Annotated in this window: 18 protein-coding genes and 1 riboswitch; of the genes, 10 read left to right on the top strand and 8 right to left on the bottom strand. The window is 61.0% G+C overall.

The window, feature by feature from the left end; translation table 11 throughout:
- Positions 1–51: 51 nt before the first annotated feature.
- Positions 52–153: riboswitch (guanidine-I (ykkC/yxkD leader) on the bottom strand.
- Positions 154–458: 305 nt separating this feature from the next.
- Positions 459–869 (top strand): hypothetical protein, encoded by a 411-nt coding sequence (locus J3P79_RS19785; RefSeq protein ID WP_434605270.1) that lies wholly within the window; start codon positions 459–461, stop codon positions 867–869.
- A 57-nt stretch (positions 870–926) separates the two neighbouring features.
- On the opposite strand, the gene J3P79_RS19780 is transcribed toward J3P79_RS19785, so the two are convergent.
- Positions 927–2,039 (bottom strand): enoyl-CoA hydratase/isomerase family protein, encoded by a 1,113-nt coding sequence (locus J3P79_RS19780; RefSeq protein WP_434611554.1) that lies wholly within the window; start codon positions 2,037–2,039, stop codon positions 927–929.
- A gap of 130 nt (positions 2,040–2,169) precedes the next feature.
- Between J3P79_RS19780 and ung the strand changes: the two genes are divergently transcribed.
- The gene (gene ung / locus J3P79_RS19775) at positions 2,170–2,862 is read left to right on the top strand and encodes a uracil-DNA glycosylase (RefSeq protein ID WP_434605269.1); all 693 of its coding nucleotides are present in this window, start codon (positions 2,170–2,172) and stop codon (positions 2,860–2,862) included.
- Between the two features lie 120 nt (positions 2,863–2,982).
- Here the strand turns inward: ung and J3P79_RS19770 are convergent, their stop codons facing one another.
- Genes J3P79_RS19770 through J3P79_RS19755 form a run of 4 tightly spaced genes read right to left on the bottom strand, consistent with a single transcriptional unit; the run spans position 2,983 to position 7,044 of the window.
- Complete coding sequence (locus tag J3P79_RS19770) at positions 2,983–4,026, bottom strand: AbrB family transcriptional regulator (RefSeq protein ID WP_434605268.1); 1,044 nt, start codon at positions 4,024–4,026, stop codon at positions 2,983–2,985.
- Positions 4,019–5,533, bottom strand: coding sequence for a tripartite tricarboxylate transporter permease (locus J3P79_RS19765; protein WP_434605266.1), 1,515 nt, complete (start codon positions 5,531–5,533; stop codon positions 4,019–4,021). Before J3P79_RS19765 ends, J3P79_RS19770 begins: the two co-directional genes overlap by 8 nt.
- A gap of 1 nt (position 5,534) precedes the next feature.
- The gene (locus J3P79_RS19760; RefSeq protein ID WP_434605264.1) at positions 5,535–5,996 is read right to left on the bottom strand and encodes a tripartite tricarboxylate transporter TctB family protein; all 462 of its coding nucleotides are present in this window, start codon (positions 5,994–5,996) and stop codon (positions 5,535–5,537) included.
- Positions 5,997–6,051: 55 nt separating this feature from the next.
- Complete coding sequence (locus J3P79_RS19755) at positions 6,052–7,044, bottom strand: Bug family tripartite tricarboxylate transporter substrate binding protein (RefSeq protein WP_434605263.1); 993 nt, start codon at positions 7,042–7,044, stop codon at positions 6,052–6,054.
- Positions 7,045–7,465: 421 nt separating this feature from the next.
- On the opposite strand from J3P79_RS19755, the gene J3P79_RS19750 reads away from it, so the two are divergent.
- Complete coding sequence (locus tag J3P79_RS19750) at positions 7,466–8,137, top strand: response regulator (RefSeq protein WP_039593307.1); 672 nt, start codon at positions 7,466–7,468, stop codon at positions 8,135–8,137.
- On the top strand, positions 8,130–9,515 hold the full coding sequence (locus tag J3P79_RS19745; RefSeq protein WP_434605262.1) for a sensor histidine kinase: 1,386 nt from the start codon (positions 8,130–8,132) through the stop codon (positions 9,513–9,515). The genes J3P79_RS19750 and J3P79_RS19745 overlap by 8 nt, the downstream gene beginning before the upstream one ends.
- A gap of 56 nt (positions 9,516–9,571) precedes the next feature.
- Here the strand turns inward: J3P79_RS19745 and J3P79_RS19740 are convergent, their stop codons facing one another.
- Both J3P79_RS19740 and J3P79_RS19735 read right to left on the bottom strand, forming a co-directional pair.
- Positions 9,572–10,393 (bottom strand): HDOD domain-containing protein, encoded by an 822-nt coding sequence (locus tag J3P79_RS19740; protein WP_434605261.1) that lies wholly within the window; start codon positions 10,391–10,393, stop codon positions 9,572–9,574.
- 35 nt (positions 10,394–10,428) lie between these two features.
- Positions 10,429–11,370, bottom strand: coding sequence for a YgfZ/GcvT domain-containing protein (locus J3P79_RS19735; RefSeq protein ID WP_434605260.1), 942 nt, complete (start codon positions 11,368–11,370; stop codon positions 10,429–10,431).
- A 149-nt stretch (positions 11,371–11,519) separates the two neighbouring features.
- On the opposite strand from J3P79_RS19735, the gene J3P79_RS19730 reads away from it, so the two are divergent.
- Together J3P79_RS19730 and J3P79_RS19725 are read left to right on the top strand one after the other, a co-directional pair.
- A complete protein-coding gene (locus J3P79_RS19730) occupies positions 11,520–11,774 on the top strand; it encodes a succinate dehydrogenase assembly factor 2 (protein ID WP_003184348.1) in 255 nt (84 codons plus the stop codon).
- Entirely contained in the window at positions 11,758–12,210 is a 453-nt protein-coding gene (locus tag J3P79_RS19725) for a protein YgfX (RefSeq protein ID WP_434605258.1), read from the top strand. Before J3P79_RS19730 ends, J3P79_RS19725 begins: the two co-directional genes overlap by 17 nt.
- Here the strand turns inward: J3P79_RS19725 and nadB are convergent.
- Complete coding sequence (gene nadB / locus J3P79_RS19720) at positions 12,179–13,795, bottom strand: L-aspartate oxidase (protein ID WP_434605256.1); 1,617 nt, start codon at positions 13,793–13,795, stop codon at positions 12,179–12,181. The two genes, J3P79_RS19725 and nadB, sit on opposite strands and share 32 nt — an antisense overlap.
- Positions 13,796–14,353: 558 nt before the next feature.
- Between nadB and rpoE the strand changes: the two genes are divergently transcribed.
- The 4 genes from rpoE (at position 14,354) to J3P79_RS19700 (ending at position 18,170) form a co-directional block, all read left to right on the top strand.
- Positions 14,354–14,935: an RNA polymerase sigma factor RpoE gene (rpoE, locus tag J3P79_RS19715; RefSeq protein WP_003172477.1), complete on the top strand. Its 582-nt coding sequence runs from the start codon at positions 14,354–14,356 to the stop codon at positions 14,933–14,935.
- Between the two features lie 30 nt (positions 14,936–14,965).
- Complete coding sequence (locus tag J3P79_RS19710; protein ID WP_039593313.1) at positions 14,966–15,553, top strand: sigma-E factor negative regulatory protein; 588 nt, start codon at positions 14,966–14,968, stop codon at positions 15,551–15,553.
- 8 nt (positions 15,554–15,561) lie between these two features.
- Complete coding sequence (locus J3P79_RS19705) at positions 15,562–16,509, top strand: MucB/RseB C-terminal domain-containing protein (protein ID WP_434605254.1); 948 nt, start codon at positions 15,562–15,564, stop codon at positions 16,507–16,509.
- A 230-nt stretch (positions 16,510–16,739) separates the two neighbouring features.
- Positions 16,740–18,170: a DegQ family serine endoprotease gene (locus tag J3P79_RS19700; RefSeq protein WP_434605251.1), complete on the top strand. Its 1,431-nt coding sequence runs from the start codon at positions 16,740–16,742 to the stop codon at positions 18,168–18,170.
- Positions 18,171–18,180 lie beyond the last annotated feature (10 nt).

Below are 18,180 nucleotides of genomic sequence, written 5' to 3'. Positions count from 1 at the left end.
CCAGTTGATCAAGGGCGGACAGGAGCAACGCGGCACCGCGAACGGTGGCTTGTCTCCCGGGCTTTTGTCCCGCCGTGTAACCTCAACTGGAGGTCGCCAACTCTCGGACCAGCCACTCGCCAGAGGCGAGCCGGAACCCTAGTCAGCCATTGCAAATTGTGGTGCCGCGAACCTGTGATGACTCCTGCACGGAGTTGTTAAAGCGAGAGACGTGCCAATTCGAGTAAAGGCCCGGCCCAGAGAGGTCGCAGATTTGGCTGGCATGGCTGTGCGCAGATTTATGCGTGGTTGTGGTGCCGATGCGCACCGGAATAGGGCGACGAGTGACATGTTTCGAGTTGTTGCCGCGTCGCACCAGATTCCGAATTCACTGTCAGATTAATCGTCAGTCACCCCAATAGATGACTGCCGCCCATCAGCGTCGCTGGTGTGGCCCATTCGCGGTCCAGGAGGCCGCCATGTATCGACGACTACTCCTCATTGCGTTTCTTGGTCTGACTCTTTCGGCATGCGTGCCTTACTACGACGGAGACTCGAGCTACTACCGTTCAGAGGTCTACACCTCACCGGCGCCGGTTTATTACAGCGGCGGCTATTATTCGGCACCACGGCGTTATTACGCGCCACGGTATTACCAACCGGCACCCCGTTATTACTCGGCGCCGCGCTATTACCAACAGGGCCCGCGCTATTACTCGCCACCGCGAGCAGCGTACCGGCCTTATCCACACCGGGGCGGTTGGGACGGTCGCGATCGGGGTGGCTGGAATGACGACCGGCGTGGCCGGGGTGGGCGTGACCGCGGACATGACCATCGAGGACGTGGTCATGATGGGCGGGGCCATGATGGACGGGGCCACCATCGGTAATGGACAAACAATAAAAAAGCGGCGCATGAAGCACCGCTTTTTTATTGCCCAAGGGATTTATTCGTTGGATAAATCCGCCAACGGATGCCGACCCTCCCAGACCTTGTGAAAGTGGGCCTCGACCGCCGCTTCCGGTACATGATTGATGTCCGGCCAGTGCCAGCGGGGCTTGTGATCCTTATCAATCAGGCGCGCTCGCACCCCTTCGCTGAATTCCGGATGACGGCAGCAGTTCAGGCTCAGGGTGTATTCCATGCGGAACACGCCGGCCAACGACAAATGCCGCGCCCGGCTGATCTGCTCCCAGACCAGGTGCGCCGTCAGCGGTGAGCCTTCGGTCATGGTCTTGGCCGCACGGGCGATCAGTGGGTCTGGATGGTCCACCAGCAAACCCAGGGCCTTCCAGGCGCAGCGGACATCGCTGACGTCCAGCCATTCGTCGATTTTCTGCCGACGGGGCAACCACTGGGCTTCGGGCAACTGGGCCAGCGCTTCTTGCTGCAAGGCCTTGAGCAGACTGTTGAGTTGCATCTCGGTCTGTTCCTGCCAGTTGAGCTGCAACAATCCTTCGATGAGGTCGTCCTGCTGCTCATCGAGTAGAAACCGATCGGCCAGGCCCAGGTCGATGGCGTCGCGCGCGTTCATGTGGGCACCGGTCAGGCCGAGGAACAGGCCAAGCTTGCCTGGCAGGCGCGACAGGAACCAACTGGCGCCGACGTCCGGATACAAGCCGATACTGATTTCCGGCATCGCCAGGCGACTGCTCGGCGTGACGATTCGCGTGCTCGCGCCTTGCAGCAATCCCATGCCGCCGCCGAGCACGTAGCCGTGGCCCCAGCACAGCAAAGGCTTGGGGTAGGTATGGAGGTTGAAGTCCAAGCGATATTCTGCGGCGAAAAATTGCGCGGCCAGCGGCGGCACCTCGCCAGGGTGGGCGCGGCAGGCCTCCACCAGACTGCGGACCTCGCCGCCGGCACAAAATGCTTTGGCACCGTTGCCACGTAGCAGCACGCAGACTATCTGCGGTTCTTTGGCCCACGCGTCAAGACGATCGCGCAGGGCGTTGATCATTGGCAGGGACAGGGCGTTCAAGGATTTTTCGGCGTCCAGGGTGGCGACGCCCAGGCGCGCGCCATTGATGCCGGTGAGTTCTTCGAAGTGCAGATTCATCGTGACCTCGATCAGAAATTGAACCATCAGTATGACTGCTGTGGGAGAAAGTGCCGGATCCGCGTCAGATCAATTGACAAGCCTTGTGGGCTTTCCTAGGGTGCGCCCATTGTTTTTACCGGGTACAACCATGACCGCTGACGACCGTATCAAACTCGAACCCAGCTGGAAGCAGGCACTGCGTGCCGAGTTCGACCAGCCCTACATGGCAGAGTTGCGTGAGTTCCTGCGCGGTGAATACGCAGCCGGCAAGGAGATTTATCCGCCGGCCCCGCTGATTTTCAACGCCCTCAATTCCACTCCGCTGGACAAGGTCAAGGTCGTGATCCTCGGCCAGGACCCCTATCACGGCCCGGGCCAGGCCCATGGCCTGTGCTTCTCGGTGCAGCCGGGGGTGCCGACACCACCTTCGCTGGTGAACATCTACAAGGAGTTGAAGCGCGACCTGAACATCGATATCCCCAACCACGGCTATCTGCAAAGCTGGGCCGACCAGGGCGTGTTGCTGCTCAATACCACCCTGACCGTGGAGCGCGCCAATGCCAACGCCCACGCGAAGAAAGGTTGGCAGCATTTTACCGACAGGGTCATCGAGGTGGTCAGTGAACACCAGTCGCACTTGGTGTTCCTGCTGTGGGGCGCCCATGCCCAGAGCAAGCAGAAGCTGATCGATGCGACCAAGCACCTGGTGTTGACCTCGGTCCATCCGTCACCGCTATCGGCCCATCGGGGCTTTATCGGCTGCGGACATTTCAGCCGGACCAACAAGTTTCTCGAGCAGCATGGCGAGAGGCCGATCGAATGGCGGTTGCCACCGGTTTGATGCGCTAGCCGGGCGGGCGCCATCGTCGGAACGCCGCCCGGAGCAAGCTCGCTCCCACAGATTCTAGGGCAACACAAGTCTCTGTGGGAGCGAGCTTGCTCGCGATGAAGGCCACTCGGTCTACAGGTCCGAACCCGGCCTGCGCATCCAATACCGGAACAACGGCTCCGCCAGGAACAGCACGAACAGCAGCCGCATGACCTGCAACGCCGTCACCAAGGGCACCGACAGTTGCAGCGTTTCCGCCGTCAGGCTCATTTCCGCGATGCCGCCGGGCATCATGCCCAACGTCAACGAACGCAGATCCAGGTGGGTCAAGGTACTCAAGCCAAGGGCTGCAAGTGTGGCGATCAGCATCGTCAACACCGTGCCAACCAACGTGCGGCCCATGAACGACGGTGCCCGACGAAAGAACTGCCGGTTGAAATGACATCCTAACCCGCTGCCGATCAGCCACTGGCCAAGCTGACTGGCGCCGTCGGGCAGGCCGATGTGCAAATCCCAGCCGATGCTCACCGCCGCGCTGACCAGCAACGGACCGAACAACCATGGGTTGGGCTGGCGCAGCCGTTCCCAGATCCAGGCGAGCAGGGCACCGGCCGGGAACAGGATCGCCAGCCACAACCAATCCACCGTGGTGGCATGTTGCACGGGGGTGCCCTCGCCCAGCAGATATTTGAAAGCGGCCGGCACGCACAGCACCACCACCAGCACCCGAAGGCTCTGGCCCGCCGCAACACGGCTGAGGTCCGCACCGTTGCGGGCACCGAGGTTGACCATTTCGCCGGAACCGCCCGGCATACTGGAAAAGAAAGCGGTGGCGCGGTCTTCGCCAGTGCGGCGCATCAGCCACACGCTCACCACGCTCGACACGCTGGTGACCAGCGCGCCGAAGAAGATCAGGCCGAAGTGGCTCAGGACTTGTTCCATCACCACCGGCGTGAAATGCAAACCGATGCCGATACCCACCACCCATTGGCCGCATTTGCGGCCGCCGGGGATTTCCATCAATTGCCATGGGGTCAGGCAGCGCACCAGGATGATCGCCAACAGCGAGCCGACCATCCAGGGCAAGGGCCAGCCGATCAGGCTGGCCAGATAACCGCCGGCCAGACCGACCAGCGGTGTTCCCCACCATTTTCTGAAGGTTGTTGCCTCAGACATTGGCCAGGGCACGACGCTGGGCGCTGCGACGACGCCAGATGCGCAACAGTGGCAGGAACAGCATGATCGCCGTCAGGACCCAGCAACCGAAGGTGATCGGGCTGGACCAGAGGATTTCCAGTGCACCGTTGGAGATCGACAACGCACGACGCAGGTTCTGCTCCATCAGGCCGCCGAGGATGAAACCCAGCAGCACGGGCGACAGCGGGAATTCCAACTTGCGCAGGATGTAGCCGAAGATACCGATGCCGATCATCAGGAACAGGTCGAACGTGGTGGCGTGCACCGCATAGACACCGATGCCCGTGATGATTGCGATCACGGGCACCAGCGCCCAGTTCGGCACGGCCAGGATGCGGGTGAAGACGCGGATCATCGGGATGTTGAGGATCACCAGCATGACGTTGGCGACGAACAACGAGGCGATCAGGCCCCAGACGATATCCGGTTGCTGTTGGAACAGCAGCGGGCCGGGTGTGATGTTGTACAGCGACAACGCGCCGATCATCACTGCGGTGGTGCCCGAACCGGGAACGCCGAGAGTCAGCATCGGTACGAGTGCGCCGCAGGCTGCGCCGCCGATGGCGGTTTCCGGGGCCGCGAGGCCGCGCTTGTCGCCCTGGCCGAACGTACCGCTGGCACCGGCCATGCGTTTTTCAGTCATGTAGGCCACGGCACTGGCCAAGGTGGCGCCGGCACCTGGCAAGACGCCCATGATGAAACCGAGCACGCCGCAGCGCATGTTCACCCAGAACACCGAGGCCGCTTCCTTGACGTTGAACATCATGCGTCCGGTGGCTTTCACCGCTTCCTGGCCGCGATGGGTCTTTTCCAGCAGCAACAGGATCTCGCTGATGGAGAACAGGCCCAGCACCAGTACGACGAACTGGATGCCATCGGTCAAATGAATGTTGTCGCCGGTGAAGCGGTAGACGCCGCTGTTGGCGTCGATGCCGACGCACGACAGGAACAGGCCAATCAGTGCCGCGATAAACGTCTTCAGCGGGCGATCGCCAGCCATGCCGCCCAGGCAGACGATGGCAAACACCATCAATACGAAGTATTCCGCCGGTCCGAAGGCAATGGCCCATTTGGCCAGCAAGGGAGCAAACAGCACCATCCCGCAGGTGGCGATGAGCGCGCCGAGGAACGAACTCCACGCCGACAGTGACAAGGCGACCCCGGCCAGGCCTTGGCGAGCCATTGGATAGCCGTCCAGCGTGGTCATTACAGTGGACGCTTCGCCCGGGATGTTGAGCAGGATCGAGCTGATACGCCCGCCGTATTCACAGCCCAGGTAAACGGCCGCCAACAGGATCAACGCCGACTCCGGCGGCAGGCCCAGGGCGAAGGCGATCGGGATCAGCAGCGCCACGCCGTTGATCGGGCCCAGGCCCGGCAGCAGGCCGACCACGGTGCCGATCAGGGTGCCGGTCAGTGCCGTGACCAGGTTGTAGGGGGTCAGTGCAACGCCAAAACCCTGGCCGAGATAATTCAGGGTATCCATATCAATTCTCCAGGACGTCGAGCAGGCCCAGGGGCAGCGGCACGTCCATCAGCTTGTCGAACAACAGATAAAGACCAATGGCCATCAGGCTGATGATCACCACGCTAGGTACCCAGCGGCCGCCATACAGGCGCGCCATCGGCACACCGGTGACAATGCTGGCGAGGATGAAGCCCAGGGGTTCGAAGGTCCCGGCGAAGACCAACAGGAGCAACACGCAGATGCCGATTTTCTGCAGGGTTTCGCGGTCCAGTTGGGGGTCGTCCTCGCTGTGTACGACGGGCGTGGGGCGAAACAGCATGTACAGCAGCGCCAGCCCCATCAGCCCGATGATCAGCAGGGGAAAGGCACGCGGGCCGACGGGTTCATAGGAAAAGGCGGCCTGATAAGGCCAGGCCATCAGCGCCAGGCCGATGCAGGCCAGCAGCAGCACTGCGGCAACAATACGTTGGATGACGAACATGACTAACTCCTGGGCGGCGCCGGTTGTACCAGCGCCGCCGCGAGAACAGAGGCGATTACTGGATCAGGCCGAACTCTTTGGCCAGCACCTTGTAGTCGGCCACTTGTTTCTTCACGTAGGCATCGAGCTCCGGACCGGTCATGGCGAACGGGAACAGTTCGCGCTGGTCGCGCAGTTTGGCGAAGTCTTCGGAGGCCAGCAGCTTGTCGAAGGCGTTTTTCCACCATTCGTATTCTTCATCGGTGACCTTCGGGCCCAGGTAGAAGCCACGTACCACCGGCCAGCGAATGTCGTAGCCTTGTTCCACGGCGGTCGGGATGTCTTTCATTTCCGGCTCGTCCAGGCGTTTGTCGGAGAACACCGCCAGCAGACGCATGTCGCCGCTCAGGATATGTGGCATGGAGTCGGAGATGTCAGTACTGCCCACCTGGATATGGCCGCCGAGCAGGGCGGTCGCGATTTCACCGCCGCCTTCAAGGGCCACATAACGCAGTTTGCGCGGGTCGATGCCGGCAGCCTTGGCGATCAACGCGGTCTGCATCCAGTCCTGGCTGCCGACGGTGCCGCCGGAGCCGATCACCACCGAGCCAGGATCTTTCTTCAGGGCCTGTACCAGATCGTCGAGATTTTTGTAGGGCGAATCGCTTTTCACGGCGATGGCGCCATAGCTGGTGCCGACGGCAGCGAGCCAGCGCACATTGGTTTCATCAAAACGGCCAAACTTGCCTTGAGCCAGGTTCAGCAACGAGCCACTGGACCAGGCCACCAGCGTGCCGGCGTCGGCCGGGCGTTGTGCGACCACTGCGTTGTAGGCCACCGCGCCGACACCGCCGGGCATGTAGGTGACGCGCATCGGCTTGGTCAGCAGCTTTTCATTGACCAGTGCGCTTTGCGCCAGTTTGCAGGTCAGGTCGAAACCACCACCTGGAGCGGCGGGGGCGATGCATTCCGGGCGCTTCGGCTCTTTGGCTGGATCAGCGGCGAGCGTTGGCCCGGCGAGCATCAGGCATCCGACGGCGAGGGCTACTTTACGCAGTGCTAGGTTCATTTTCGTCTCCACAGGAGTTGTTGTTTTGTGTTTCAAATCAGGCTTCGAAGAGCATGTACGGTGCAGACCCGCGAACGCGTTTCAAAGACGCGGCAGTTCGGTCTGCGCAGCGGCACAGGCAAGGGTAGTCTGGTTGAGGCAGGAAAGGCGGGTGGGCATTGAAGCCAGGAGCTGTAGGGACAGCATGATGAATACTCCGCTTATTGTTTTTATTCGGCGAAAACGCTTCGAGGCGTTTTTCGTTTCGCGAGGTGTTTCGCGACCGGCAGTCGAAACTGTCCGTGGAGCGACTCTAGCGGCCCAACCTTTCGCTAACCTTTCAAAAGCTTTCAGGATGATTTTTGGCTTCACAGTGGCGGATGCGGCTGTAAACTCCGCGCCAAAGAATGGCGCCGGCCATCCCTGAATCGAGGAAAAACCCATGCGTGTTCTGCTCGTCGAAGACCATCTGCAGCTGGCCGAAAGTGTCGCCCAGGCGCTCAAGAGCACGGGTTTGACAGTGGACGTGCTGCATGACGGCGTGGCCGCCGACCTGGCCCTGGGTAGCGAGGAATATGCCGTGGCGATTCTCGATGTCGGGTTGCCGCGCATGGACGGCTTCGAGGTGCTGGCGCGCTTGCGAGCGCGGGGCAAGACCTTGCCGGTGCTGATGTTGACCGCTCGCAGCGACGTCAAGGACCGCGTCCATGGGCTGAATCTCGGCGCCGATGATTATCTGGCCAAGCCTTTCGAACTGACCGAGCTGGAAGCCCGGGTCAAGGCGTTGCTGCGCCGTAGCGTACTCGGTGGCGAGCGCCAGCAGCGCTGCGGTGGGTTGGTCTACGACCTGGACACCCGGCGTTTTACCCTGGACGAGGAACTGATGACCTTGACCTCCCGTGAGCAGGCGGTCCTGGAAGCGCTGATTGCCCGCCCTGGTCGGGTGATGAGCAAGGAGCAACTGGCCTCCCAGGTGTTTGGCCTGGACGAAGAAGCCAGCCCTGACGCCATCGAGATCTACGTTCATCGACTGCGCAAGAAACTCGATGGCCATGCGGTGGCGATCGTCACGTTCCGGGGCTTGGGCTATTTATTGGAAACCCGCGATGCATAAGCCCGACAGTCTACGCTGGCGGCTGCTGCGCAATCTTGCGTCGTTGCTGGTGGTGTTGATGCTCGCCAGCGGCCTGAGCGCCTATTGGAATGGTCGCGAAGCGGCCGATACCGCCTACGACCGGACGCTGTTGGCTTCGGCCCGGACCATCGCCGCCGGACTTTCGCAGCGAGACGGCACGCTCAGCGCGGACGTGCCTTACGTGGCCCTGGACACCTTCGCCTATGACAGCGCCGGGCGTATCTACTATCAGGTCAACGATATCCACCAGAAGCTGATTTCCGGCTACGAAAACCTTCCCGGTCCGCCGCCGGGTACGCCGCGCACGGACGATTATCCGGCACTGGCGCGCTTCTACAACGCCACTTATCAGGGCCAGAACGTGCGGGTCGTGAGCCTGCTCAAGGCCGTGAGCGAGCCGGAAATGAACGGCATGGCGGAAATCCGCGTGGCGGAAACCGAAGAGGCGCGGGTCAGCATGGCGCGCAGCTTGATGGCCGACACCTTGCTACGGTTGGGCATGCTGGCCGTGGGGGCGCTGTTGTTGGTGTGGTTCGCAGTGAGTGCCGCGCTGCGTCCGCTGGAGCGCTTGCGCACCGCAGTGGAAGAGCGTCAACCAGACGACTTGAGGCCGCTACCGCTGGTGGAAGTCCAGCACGAATTATGGCCGCTGGTGCGCGCGCTCAATCATTTTACCGAGCGCCTGCGCGGCCAGTTCGAACGCCAGGCGCAATTCATCGCCGATGCCGCTCATGAGCTGCGAACGCCCTTGGCTGCTCTCAAGGCGCGCCTGGAATTGGGCTTGCGCGCCACTGAACCGGCCACGTGGCGCGAAACCCTGGAGACCGCGGCCCAGGGCACCGACCGCTTGACTCACCTTGCGAACCAGCTGCTGTCACTGGCCCGGGTGGAAAATGGCGCGCGGGCGATTGCCGAGGGTGGCGCGCAATTGCTTGACCTGAGCCAGCTCGCCCGTGAACTGGGCATGGCCATGGCGCCATTGGCCCATGCTCGGGGTGTCGCATTGGCGCTGGAGGCCGATGAGCCCGTCTGGTTGAGGGGGGAGCCGACTTTGTTGAACGAGCTGTTGAGCAATCTGGTGGACAACGCGCTGGCCCATACGCCCTCGGGCGGCAACGTGATCCTGCGGGTCACCGCGCCGGCGGTGCTGGAGGTTGAGGATGATGGCCCCGGCATTCCTGAAACCGAGCGGGAGCGGGTGTTCGAGCGCTTTTATCGACGCAACCAGCAAGTGGCCGGTTCCGGCTTGGGATTGGCGATCGTCGGGGAAATCTGTCGCGCACATCTCGCACAGATCAGCCTGCATGATGGGCAGGAGAGCGGATTGAAGGTGCGGGTGAGTTTTATCCCAGGTTGACGACAATGCGGAACCCTGTGGCGGGGGAGCATGCTCCCTGGCCACAACAGGCTTTGTCAGTAGAACATTGACCGCGCTTCTTCCAGATCCGCGCAGCGGTCCTGGTTGTCCAGGTCAATGCCCAGCTTTTTGATCGCGGGGACTGCAAAGGCGTCGATCCTGCTCAGCGGATGGTCGGAGTCCTTGTAGCAGTACAGCGCGGCGACCTGCACCAGGTCGACATAATCGAGTTGTTTCGAATCCCGGGTGAAATCCAGATACAACCCCGGCAATTTCACCAACCGCTCCGGAAACTCCCAGACACTGAGCAGCTTGTCCCCCAGTAAGGGATGGATTGTCTCGATGACATGGTTGAGGCTGATCGGGTCCGACAGCAGCTCATTGTTGTCTTCGGCATACGTCAGGATCGGCAGCACGCCGATCTGATGGACCAAGCCGCCCAGCGCGGCCTGGTCAGGCTTGAGGTGCGTGTAGCTGCGGCATAGCGCATAACTGACACCGGCGATCTCCAGGCTCTTGCGCCACACTTCTCGCATCTTTTGTTCGACGACATCGGAGCGGGCATGGAATATCTGCTCCATGACCAGGCCAATCGCCAGGTTGCTGCTGTAATTGACGCCCAGCCGGGTGATGGCCGTGTGCAAATCCGTCACTTCCTGCGTGGCGCGCAGTAGCGGGCTGTTGACCACTTTTATCAGTCGCGCCGAGAGTGCCGTGTCGCGGCCGATCACTTTGCTCAGGTTGCTGACGCTGATCTCCGGATCTTCGGCGGCCCGGCGAATCTGCATGGCCACTTCCGGTAATGTGGGTAGGACCAGGTCGTCATTATCGATGGCCGCCACCAAATCCCGCTGGACCTTATCCGCCAAATCGCTCATTTCGGTTCTCTAGGTGTTGCGACAAAATGTTGCGATCAACGCTGGATTTCGCGGTCGCGATCCAGTTCGTAAGGCAAGTCCAGCAATTGTAGCGCGGGTCCTTCCAAAGCACCGAGATGCAAATTGCCATCCTCTGCCGCTTCGGCCTGCAATACCGCCAGCAGTTCAATGTTTCGCTCGGCACGGGCGGCTATGACGACCTCACCGATGGAGCTGCCGTGAGTGGGGGAAAAAAGCGGGGTGCCGGGCTCCGGCAATTCGCTGGCGTCCAGTTGCAGGCGATACAGGCGACGCTTGAGCTTGCCGAGGTACTGCATGCGAGCGACGATCTCCTGGCCGGTGTAGCAGCCTTTCTTGAAGCTCACGCCGCCGACGGCTTGCAGGTTGAGCATTTGCGGAATGAACAATTCGCGCGTGGCCGGCATGACCTGGCCGATGCCCGCACGGACCTGGCCCAGCAGCCATTGGTTCAAGTCGCCTTCGGCCAGCTCAGCGCCCAGGCGAGTGCGTAGCGGCTCGGCCTGTTCGGCGCGGGCCCAGAGTTCGGCACGGCCGGGGGAGACGCGGATGGCGATCAAGGATTGCTGGCGGGCCACGCTGTCGGTATCGGCCGGCAACTCCAGGCCCAGTTCGCCGAGGGCGGTGTCAGCGTTTTCCAATCCGAAGCGAACCCATGCCTGGCTTTCATCGGTGAGTTTGGATTTGGAGAACACCGCGTACTTCTTCAGGTCCGCCAGTTGGGGTTCGAGTAACTCGCTGGTCATCGCCATGAGCACGCCGTCGCCTTCGAGCACGATCCGGAAGCTCGATTGCATCCGGCCTTTTTGCGTGCAACGGGCGCCGAGGCTGGCCCGGGTGTCGCTCAGGTAGTTGAGGTTGCAGGTCAATTGGCCTTGCAGGAATTTGCCGGCATCCACGCCGCGGACCGCGAGAACGCCTTCGTGGGACAGGGTGCAGAAAAAAGCGGAATCAGCCATGGGTCATCGCAGGGTAAAAAGTCTGGTAGACATCATAAGGGGACGCCCTTGAAATGGGTAGTTCACAAAGGTTCGGCGATGGCCGACCAAAGCCGTCTGTTCCGCCACGGCCGGGCCTGTATACTTGCGCTCTATTTGAGGAGCGCTCCATGGTCGAAGATGTTGAACTGAATCGCCTCTACTGGCACAGCCGCCGCGGCATGCTTGAGCTTGACGTGTTGCTGGTGCCGTTCGTGAAAGAGGTCTATCCCCACCTTAATGAGGTTGACCGTGCATGCTACGTCCGCCTGCTCGAGTGCGAAGACCAGGACATGTTCGGCTGGTTCATGGAACGCAGTGAGTCCGAAGATCCGGAGTTGCAACGCATGGTCCGGATGATCCTGGATCGTGTCCAGCCCAAGTAATCGCTTCGAATGCCGCTGGCGCGCCTCCAGGCAATTGCTGGCGGCCTATCTCCTGGCGCTGGCGCTCGCCCTTGGTTCGTTGTTGCTATTGGCTGTCCCTCCTGGGTATGCAGCCGTCGGAATCCTGCTGTGCCTGGGCCATGGCGCCTGGGTACTGCCGCGACATCTGCTGTTGACCCATCGACGGGCGTTTCGCGGCTTGCGTCGCGATGCCGATGGCTGGCAGCTCTGGAGCACCGGCGGCGGCTGGCAGGCGGTGCAGTTGCGGCCCGACAGCCTCGCATTGCCGATGATCGTCGTGCTGCGCTTTCGCCTCCAGGGTGAGTGGCGGGTCCGCTCGCTGTGTGTGCCTCGCGATGCGCTGGCGCCGGATGTCCATCGGCGCCTGCGGGTACGACTCAGGTTCAGCCGGCGTAGGTGGGCGGCACCAGGATAGTGTCCAGCGCCTCGGGCAACAGGTCCGGGTAATCGAGGGTGTAATGCAGTCCTCGGCTTTCCTTGCGTTCCATGGCCGAGCGAATCATCAATTCGGCCACCTGAGCCAGGTTGCGCAGTTCGATCAAGTCCCGGCTCACTTTGTAGTTACTGTAGAACTCATCGATCTCATCGAGCAGCAGTCGAACCCGATGCTGGGCCCGTTGCAGGCGTTTGTTGGTGCGCACGATCCCAACGTAGTCCCACATGAAACGCCGCAGTTCGTCCCAGTTGTGGGCAATGATCACGTCTTCGTCAGAGTCGGTGACCTGGCTGGCGTCCCATGAGGGCAGGGCGGCCGGGATGGCGATCTGCGGCAATTGCTCAAGAATGTCGGCCGCTGCCGAGCGGGCGTAGACGAAACATTCCAGCAGCGAGTTGCTGGCCATGCGATTGGCGCCGTGCAGCCCGGTAAAGCTGGTTTCGCCGATGGCATACAGACCTGGGACATCGGTGCGGCCGAACTGGTCGACCATGACGCCGCCACAGGTGTAATGCGCCGCCGGCACCACCGGAATAGGTTGCTTGGTGATGTCGATGGAAAATTCCAGGCAGCGTTCGTAGACCGTCGGGAAATGGCTCTTGATGAACGCTTCGGGCTTGTGGCTGATGTCCAGGTAGACGCAGTCGATGCCCAGGCGCTTCATCTCATGGTCGATGGCCCGGGCAACGATGTCCCGTGGGGCCAGCTCGGCGCGGGGATCGAAGCGCTGCATGAAGCGTTCCCCGTTGGGCAGCTTCAGGTGAGCGCCTTCGCCGCGCAGGGCCTCGGTCACCAGGAAACTCTTGGCCAGCGGGTGATACAGGCAGGTTGGGTGGAACTGGTTGAATTCCAGGTTCGCCACCCGGCAACCGGAGCGCCAAGCCATGGCGATGCCGTCACCGCAGGCGCCATCGGGGTTGCTGGTATAGAGATAGACTTTTGCCGCGCCACCGGAAGCCAGGATCACGAAACGCGCACCGTAGGTGTCGACTTCTCCCGTGCCACGGTTCAGAACATAGGCGCCCAGGCAGCGATCACCGTCCAGGCCCAAGCGTTTCTCGGTGATCAGGTCGATCGCGACTCGCTGCTCCAGCAGTTCGATGTTCGGCCGCTGCCGGGCCTGGGCAAGCAGGGTCTTGAAGATCGCCGCGCCGGTCGCATCGGCGGCATGGATGATCCGGCGGTGGCTGTGACCGCCTTCGCGGGTCAAATGAAACTCGAAGCCGCCGTCTTCGGTGCCGGACTGCTCATCGCGGGTAAACGGCACGCCCTGGTCGATCAGCCATTGAATCGCCTCCCTGCTGTGCTCGACGGTGAAACGCACCGCGTCTTGATTGCACAGCCCGCCGCCGGCGTTGAGCGTGTCGTCGACGTGGGATTGGATCGTGTCGGCGTCATCCAGCACGGCCGCGACGCCGCCCTGGGCCCAGAACGTCGAGCCGTTGGCGAGGTCGCCCTTGCTCAATACAGCAATGCGCAGATGCGTGGGTAACGTCAACGCCAGGCTCAACCCGGCGGCACCGCTGCCGATTACCAGAACATCATGTTGGAACTGTTGGCTCATTCGAATGATTTCCGCTCAAAGCGACCCGTGAGGGGTTGGCGCCGGACATCCGCTTCAACGGATCAGGCAGCCTTGCAGCCCACTAGTATATAGAGGGGGGGATCGGCACAATAGCCGGGCAATCATGGCGATGTGAAACCAGCGTGACGGAAAAGCGACACGCTTCGTCGGAACAGGGTTTTGCTGAAATGGCGACAACGCGACGTTTTCGAGGACGGAACGTTGTTTATCTCGTCACGGTTGCCAAATTTTCGTTTTGAAGGGCTGAAAATAGCGGGAACTTTTGCCAAGCGGCTACGTTCAATAGACGGTTGTCTGCAAAAGGGAACGGCGTCGGGTTGGTGCAGGACTTCGATTCGAATCCTCGCCCGGCAGGCCCGGCGACAGATTATTCGCGCAGCCGGGGAATCTCGTGCTGCGTTTTTCGTGCGTGCCGGATCAGAGCGCGCCGGAAACTTGCTTGGAAGGGGGAGAACTTTTGCGAAAAGCCCGAGTCTATGTTTGCAAGCCCGGTCGATTAGTAGTGCAAGCCTCCTTCGAGCTTATCGAGGAGTGTTCATGCTAACCCAGGAAGAGGATCAGCAGCTGGTCGAACGCGTTCAGCGCGGCGACAAGCGAGCTTTCGATCTGCTAGTGCTGAAATACCAGCACAAAATTCTCGGGTTGATCGTGCGTTTTGTGCACGACACCCATGAAGCCCAGGATGTTGCCCAGGAAGCCTTCATCAAGGCCTACCGCGCACTTGGAAATTTTCGCGGGGATAGCGCGTTTTACACGTGGCTTTACCGCATCGCCATTAACACGGCGAAAAACTATCTGGTTTCACGCGGCCGCCGGCCGCCGGATAGTGATGTGAGTTCTGAAGATGCGGAGTTCTACGATGGCGATCACGGCCTCAAGGACCTCGAATCACCGGAGCGAGCATTGCTGCGGGATGAGATCGAAGGCACCGTCCATCGGACCATCCAGCAACTGCCCGAAGATTTGCGTACGGCTTTAACTTTACGTGAATTCGACGGTCTGAGTTACGAGGACATTGCGAGCGTCATGCAATGTCCGGTGGGTACCGTGCGCTCCCGGATCTTCCGCGCTCGGGAGGCCATCGATAAAGCCCTGCAACCGTTGTTGCAGGAAAACTGAGACAGCGGCGACAGCCAAGAGAGGAACGCCATGAGTCGTGAAGCCCTGCAGGAATCGCTGTCCGCAGTGATGGATAACGAAGCGGACGAATTGGAATTGCGTCGGGTATTGAATGCCTTCGACGATGTTGAAACCCGTGAGACCTGGGCTCGTTACCAGATCGCCCGGGCTGTCATGCACAAGGACCTGCTGCTTCCGCGCCTGGACATCGCTGCGGCCGTTTCTGCTGCATTGGCTGATGAAGCCGTACCGGCGAAAGCCTCCCGTGGTCCATGGCGTAGCCTGGGTCGCCTGGCTGTAGCTGCTTCGGTCACCGTCGCGGTATTGGCCGGTGTCCGGTTGTACAACCAGGACGAGATCGCTGGCGTGCAGATGGCGCAGCAATCCAACCAGCCAAGCCTGGCAACACCACAGGTCAAGGGGCCTGCGGTACTGGCCGGCTACAGCGAAGGTTCGGAGGCTGCTGGCCCGATGAACAACGGTGTCTTGCAAGGACAGCCAGGCTGGCACGATCAGCGCCTGCCGAACTACCTGCGTCAGCATGCCCAGCAGGCTGCGTTGAAAGGCACTGAAAGCGCGCTGCCTTACGCTCGTGCGGCCAGCTTGGAAAACCGTTAAGGAGGACCATGCGCGCCATACCTCTCTTCTCGCTTCTGCTTGGTGGCTGGTGCGTGATTCCCGCCCACGCCGGCGAGGCTCAAGACTGGCTTAATCGTCTGAGTCAAGCCGAGCAACAGCAAAGCTTCCAGGGCACTTTCGTTTACGAGCGTAACGGTAGTTTTTCTACCCATAACATCTGGCATCGTGTCCAGGATGGCAAGGTCCGCGAGCGGTTACTCCAGCTCGACGGTTCGGCACAGGAGGTCATGCGCATTGATGGACGTACTCAATGCGTCAGTGGCACCTTGATCGCCGGGCTGGGAAATGCGCCAGATGGCACTGCACGTGCGCTCGATCCGCAAAAACTCAAGAATTGGTATGACCTTGCCGTAATCGGCAAGTCGCGTGTGGCTGGGCGTCAGGCGGTCATCGTCGCCCTGACTCCGAAGGATCAGCATCGTTACGGTTTCGAGCTGCATCTGGACAAGGAAACCGGGTTGCCCCTCAAGTCCTTGCTGTTGAATGACAAGGGACAGTTGCTCGAACGCTTTCAATATACCCGCCTGAATACCGCAGCGCCTTCGGAGGCTGACCTGCAGGCCAGTGCCGAATGTACGGCTGTTGCAAAGGAGCCCGACAAGGCGACGGCAGTCAAGACCGCATGGCGTTCGGACTGGCTTCCGCCAGGCTTTGAATTGACCAGCAGTGTTGCGCGAAATGACCCGGACACCAAGGTGCCGGTCAGCAGCCTCATGTATGACGACGGCCTGGCTCGGTTCTCGGTGTTCCTGGAGCCGTTGAACGGCGCCACCGCTACCGATACCCGGACGCAGTTAGGTCCGACCGCCGCCGTATCCCGTCGTCTGACCACGCCGCAAGGCGAGATGATGGTCACAGTGGTCGGTGAGATTCCTATCGGGACGGCCGAGCGGATCGCGCTTTCCATGCGCTCCGACGTCACGGCAACCAAATAGCCCAGTGCTCAGGTGATTCGATTGCGCAGGAGGCCGTTAACGCCAAGGCTTGATCGATATGCGGAAACTTCCTGTCAGCATTTTCATTTGCAAAAAAACGATTTTTTTTTTATTAGGTCAGAGCCGCTCGGCTCTGGCCTTGTCTGTTTGCGGAACAAAAATACCGGCGTATCGTTCTTCGGTGTTCTTGCTCCATATCGCTTAACCATGCTCGTCGTAACGGGAGCCGTATGTCGATACTACGCTTGAAAACCTATCTCTCCATTTTTGCCACCGTGCTTGTGCTCGGCCAGGCCGTTCCTGCCGTGGCGGTCGAATTGCCCGACTTTACGCAATTGGTCGAGCAGGCTTCGCCCGCCGTAGTGAACATCAGTACGACCCAGAAGCTGCCGGAACGTCGGGTGATGGACCAGCAGATGCCAGACCTGGAAGGCTTGCCGCCCATGCTGCGGGAGTTCTTCGAGCGGGGCATGCCACAACAACCCCGTTCGCCCGGTGGTGGTCGCCAGCGGGAAGCGCAATCCCTGGGCTCGGGTTTCATTATTTCACCGGATGGCTACATCCTGACCAACAACCATGTGATCGCCGATGCCGATGAGATCCTGGTACGCCTGGCCGATCGCAGTGAACTCAAGGCCAAGCTGATCGGCACCGACCCACGTTCCGACGTGGCGCTGCTCAAGATCGAAGGCAAGGACTTGCCCGTGCTCAAGCTTGGCAAATCCCAGAATCTGAAGGCCGGCCAATGGGTCGTCGCGATCGGTTCGCCGTTCGGCTTCGACCACACCGTGACCCAGGGCATCGTCAGTGCCATCGGCCGCAGCCTGCCCAACGAAAACTACGTGCCGTTCATCCAGACCGACGTGCCGATCAACCCAGGCAACTCCGGCGGCCCGCTGTTCAATCTCGACGGTGAAGTGGTGGGGATCAACTCGCAGATCTATACCCGTTCGGGTGGCTTCATGGGCGTGTCCTTCGCGATTCCCATCGACGTTGCCATGGACGTGTCCAACCAGCTGAAAAGTGAAGGCAAAGTCAGCCGTGGCTGGCTGGGCGTGGTCATCCAGGAAGTGAACAAAGACCTGGCCGAATCGTTCGGGCTGGAAAAACCCGCCGGTGCCCTGGTGGCGCAAATCCAGGACGGTGGTCCGGCTGCCAAGGGCGGCTTGCAGGTCGGCGATGTGATCCTCAGCCTCAATGGCCAGCCGATCGTCATGTCCGCTGACTTGCCACACCTGGTGGGGGCCCTCAAGGCTGGTGCCAAGGCCAACCTCGAAGTGATTCGCGAGGGCAAGCGCAAGAACGTTGAACTGACGGTCGGCGCTATTCCGGAAGAAGGCAAGGAGCTGGATTCGCTGCCCAAGTCCGGCGTAGAGCGCAGCAGCAATCGCCTGGGCGTTGCAGTGGTCGAACTGACCGACGAGCAGAAGCGCACCCTGGAGTTGCAAGGTGGCGTGGTGATCAAGGAAGTGCAGGAAGGTCCTGCTGCGCTGATCGGCCTGCAACCGGGCGACATCATTACGCACCTGAATAACCAGGCCATCGGATCCGCCAAGGAGTTCACCGATATCGCCAAGGCGCTGCCGAAGAATCGCTCGGTATCGATGCGCGTCCTGCGTCAAGGGCGTGCGAGTTTCATTACGTTCAAGCTGGCTGAATAAGCCAGTAACC

This window comes from Pseudomonas sp. R1-7 (genome assembly GCF_051132105.1).
In the GTDB taxonomy this organism is placed as follows: Bacteria; Pseudomonadota; Gammaproteobacteria; order Pseudomonadales; family Pseudomonadaceae; genus Aquipseudomonas.
This window is presented reverse-complemented; position numbering and strand designations above follow the sequence as displayed.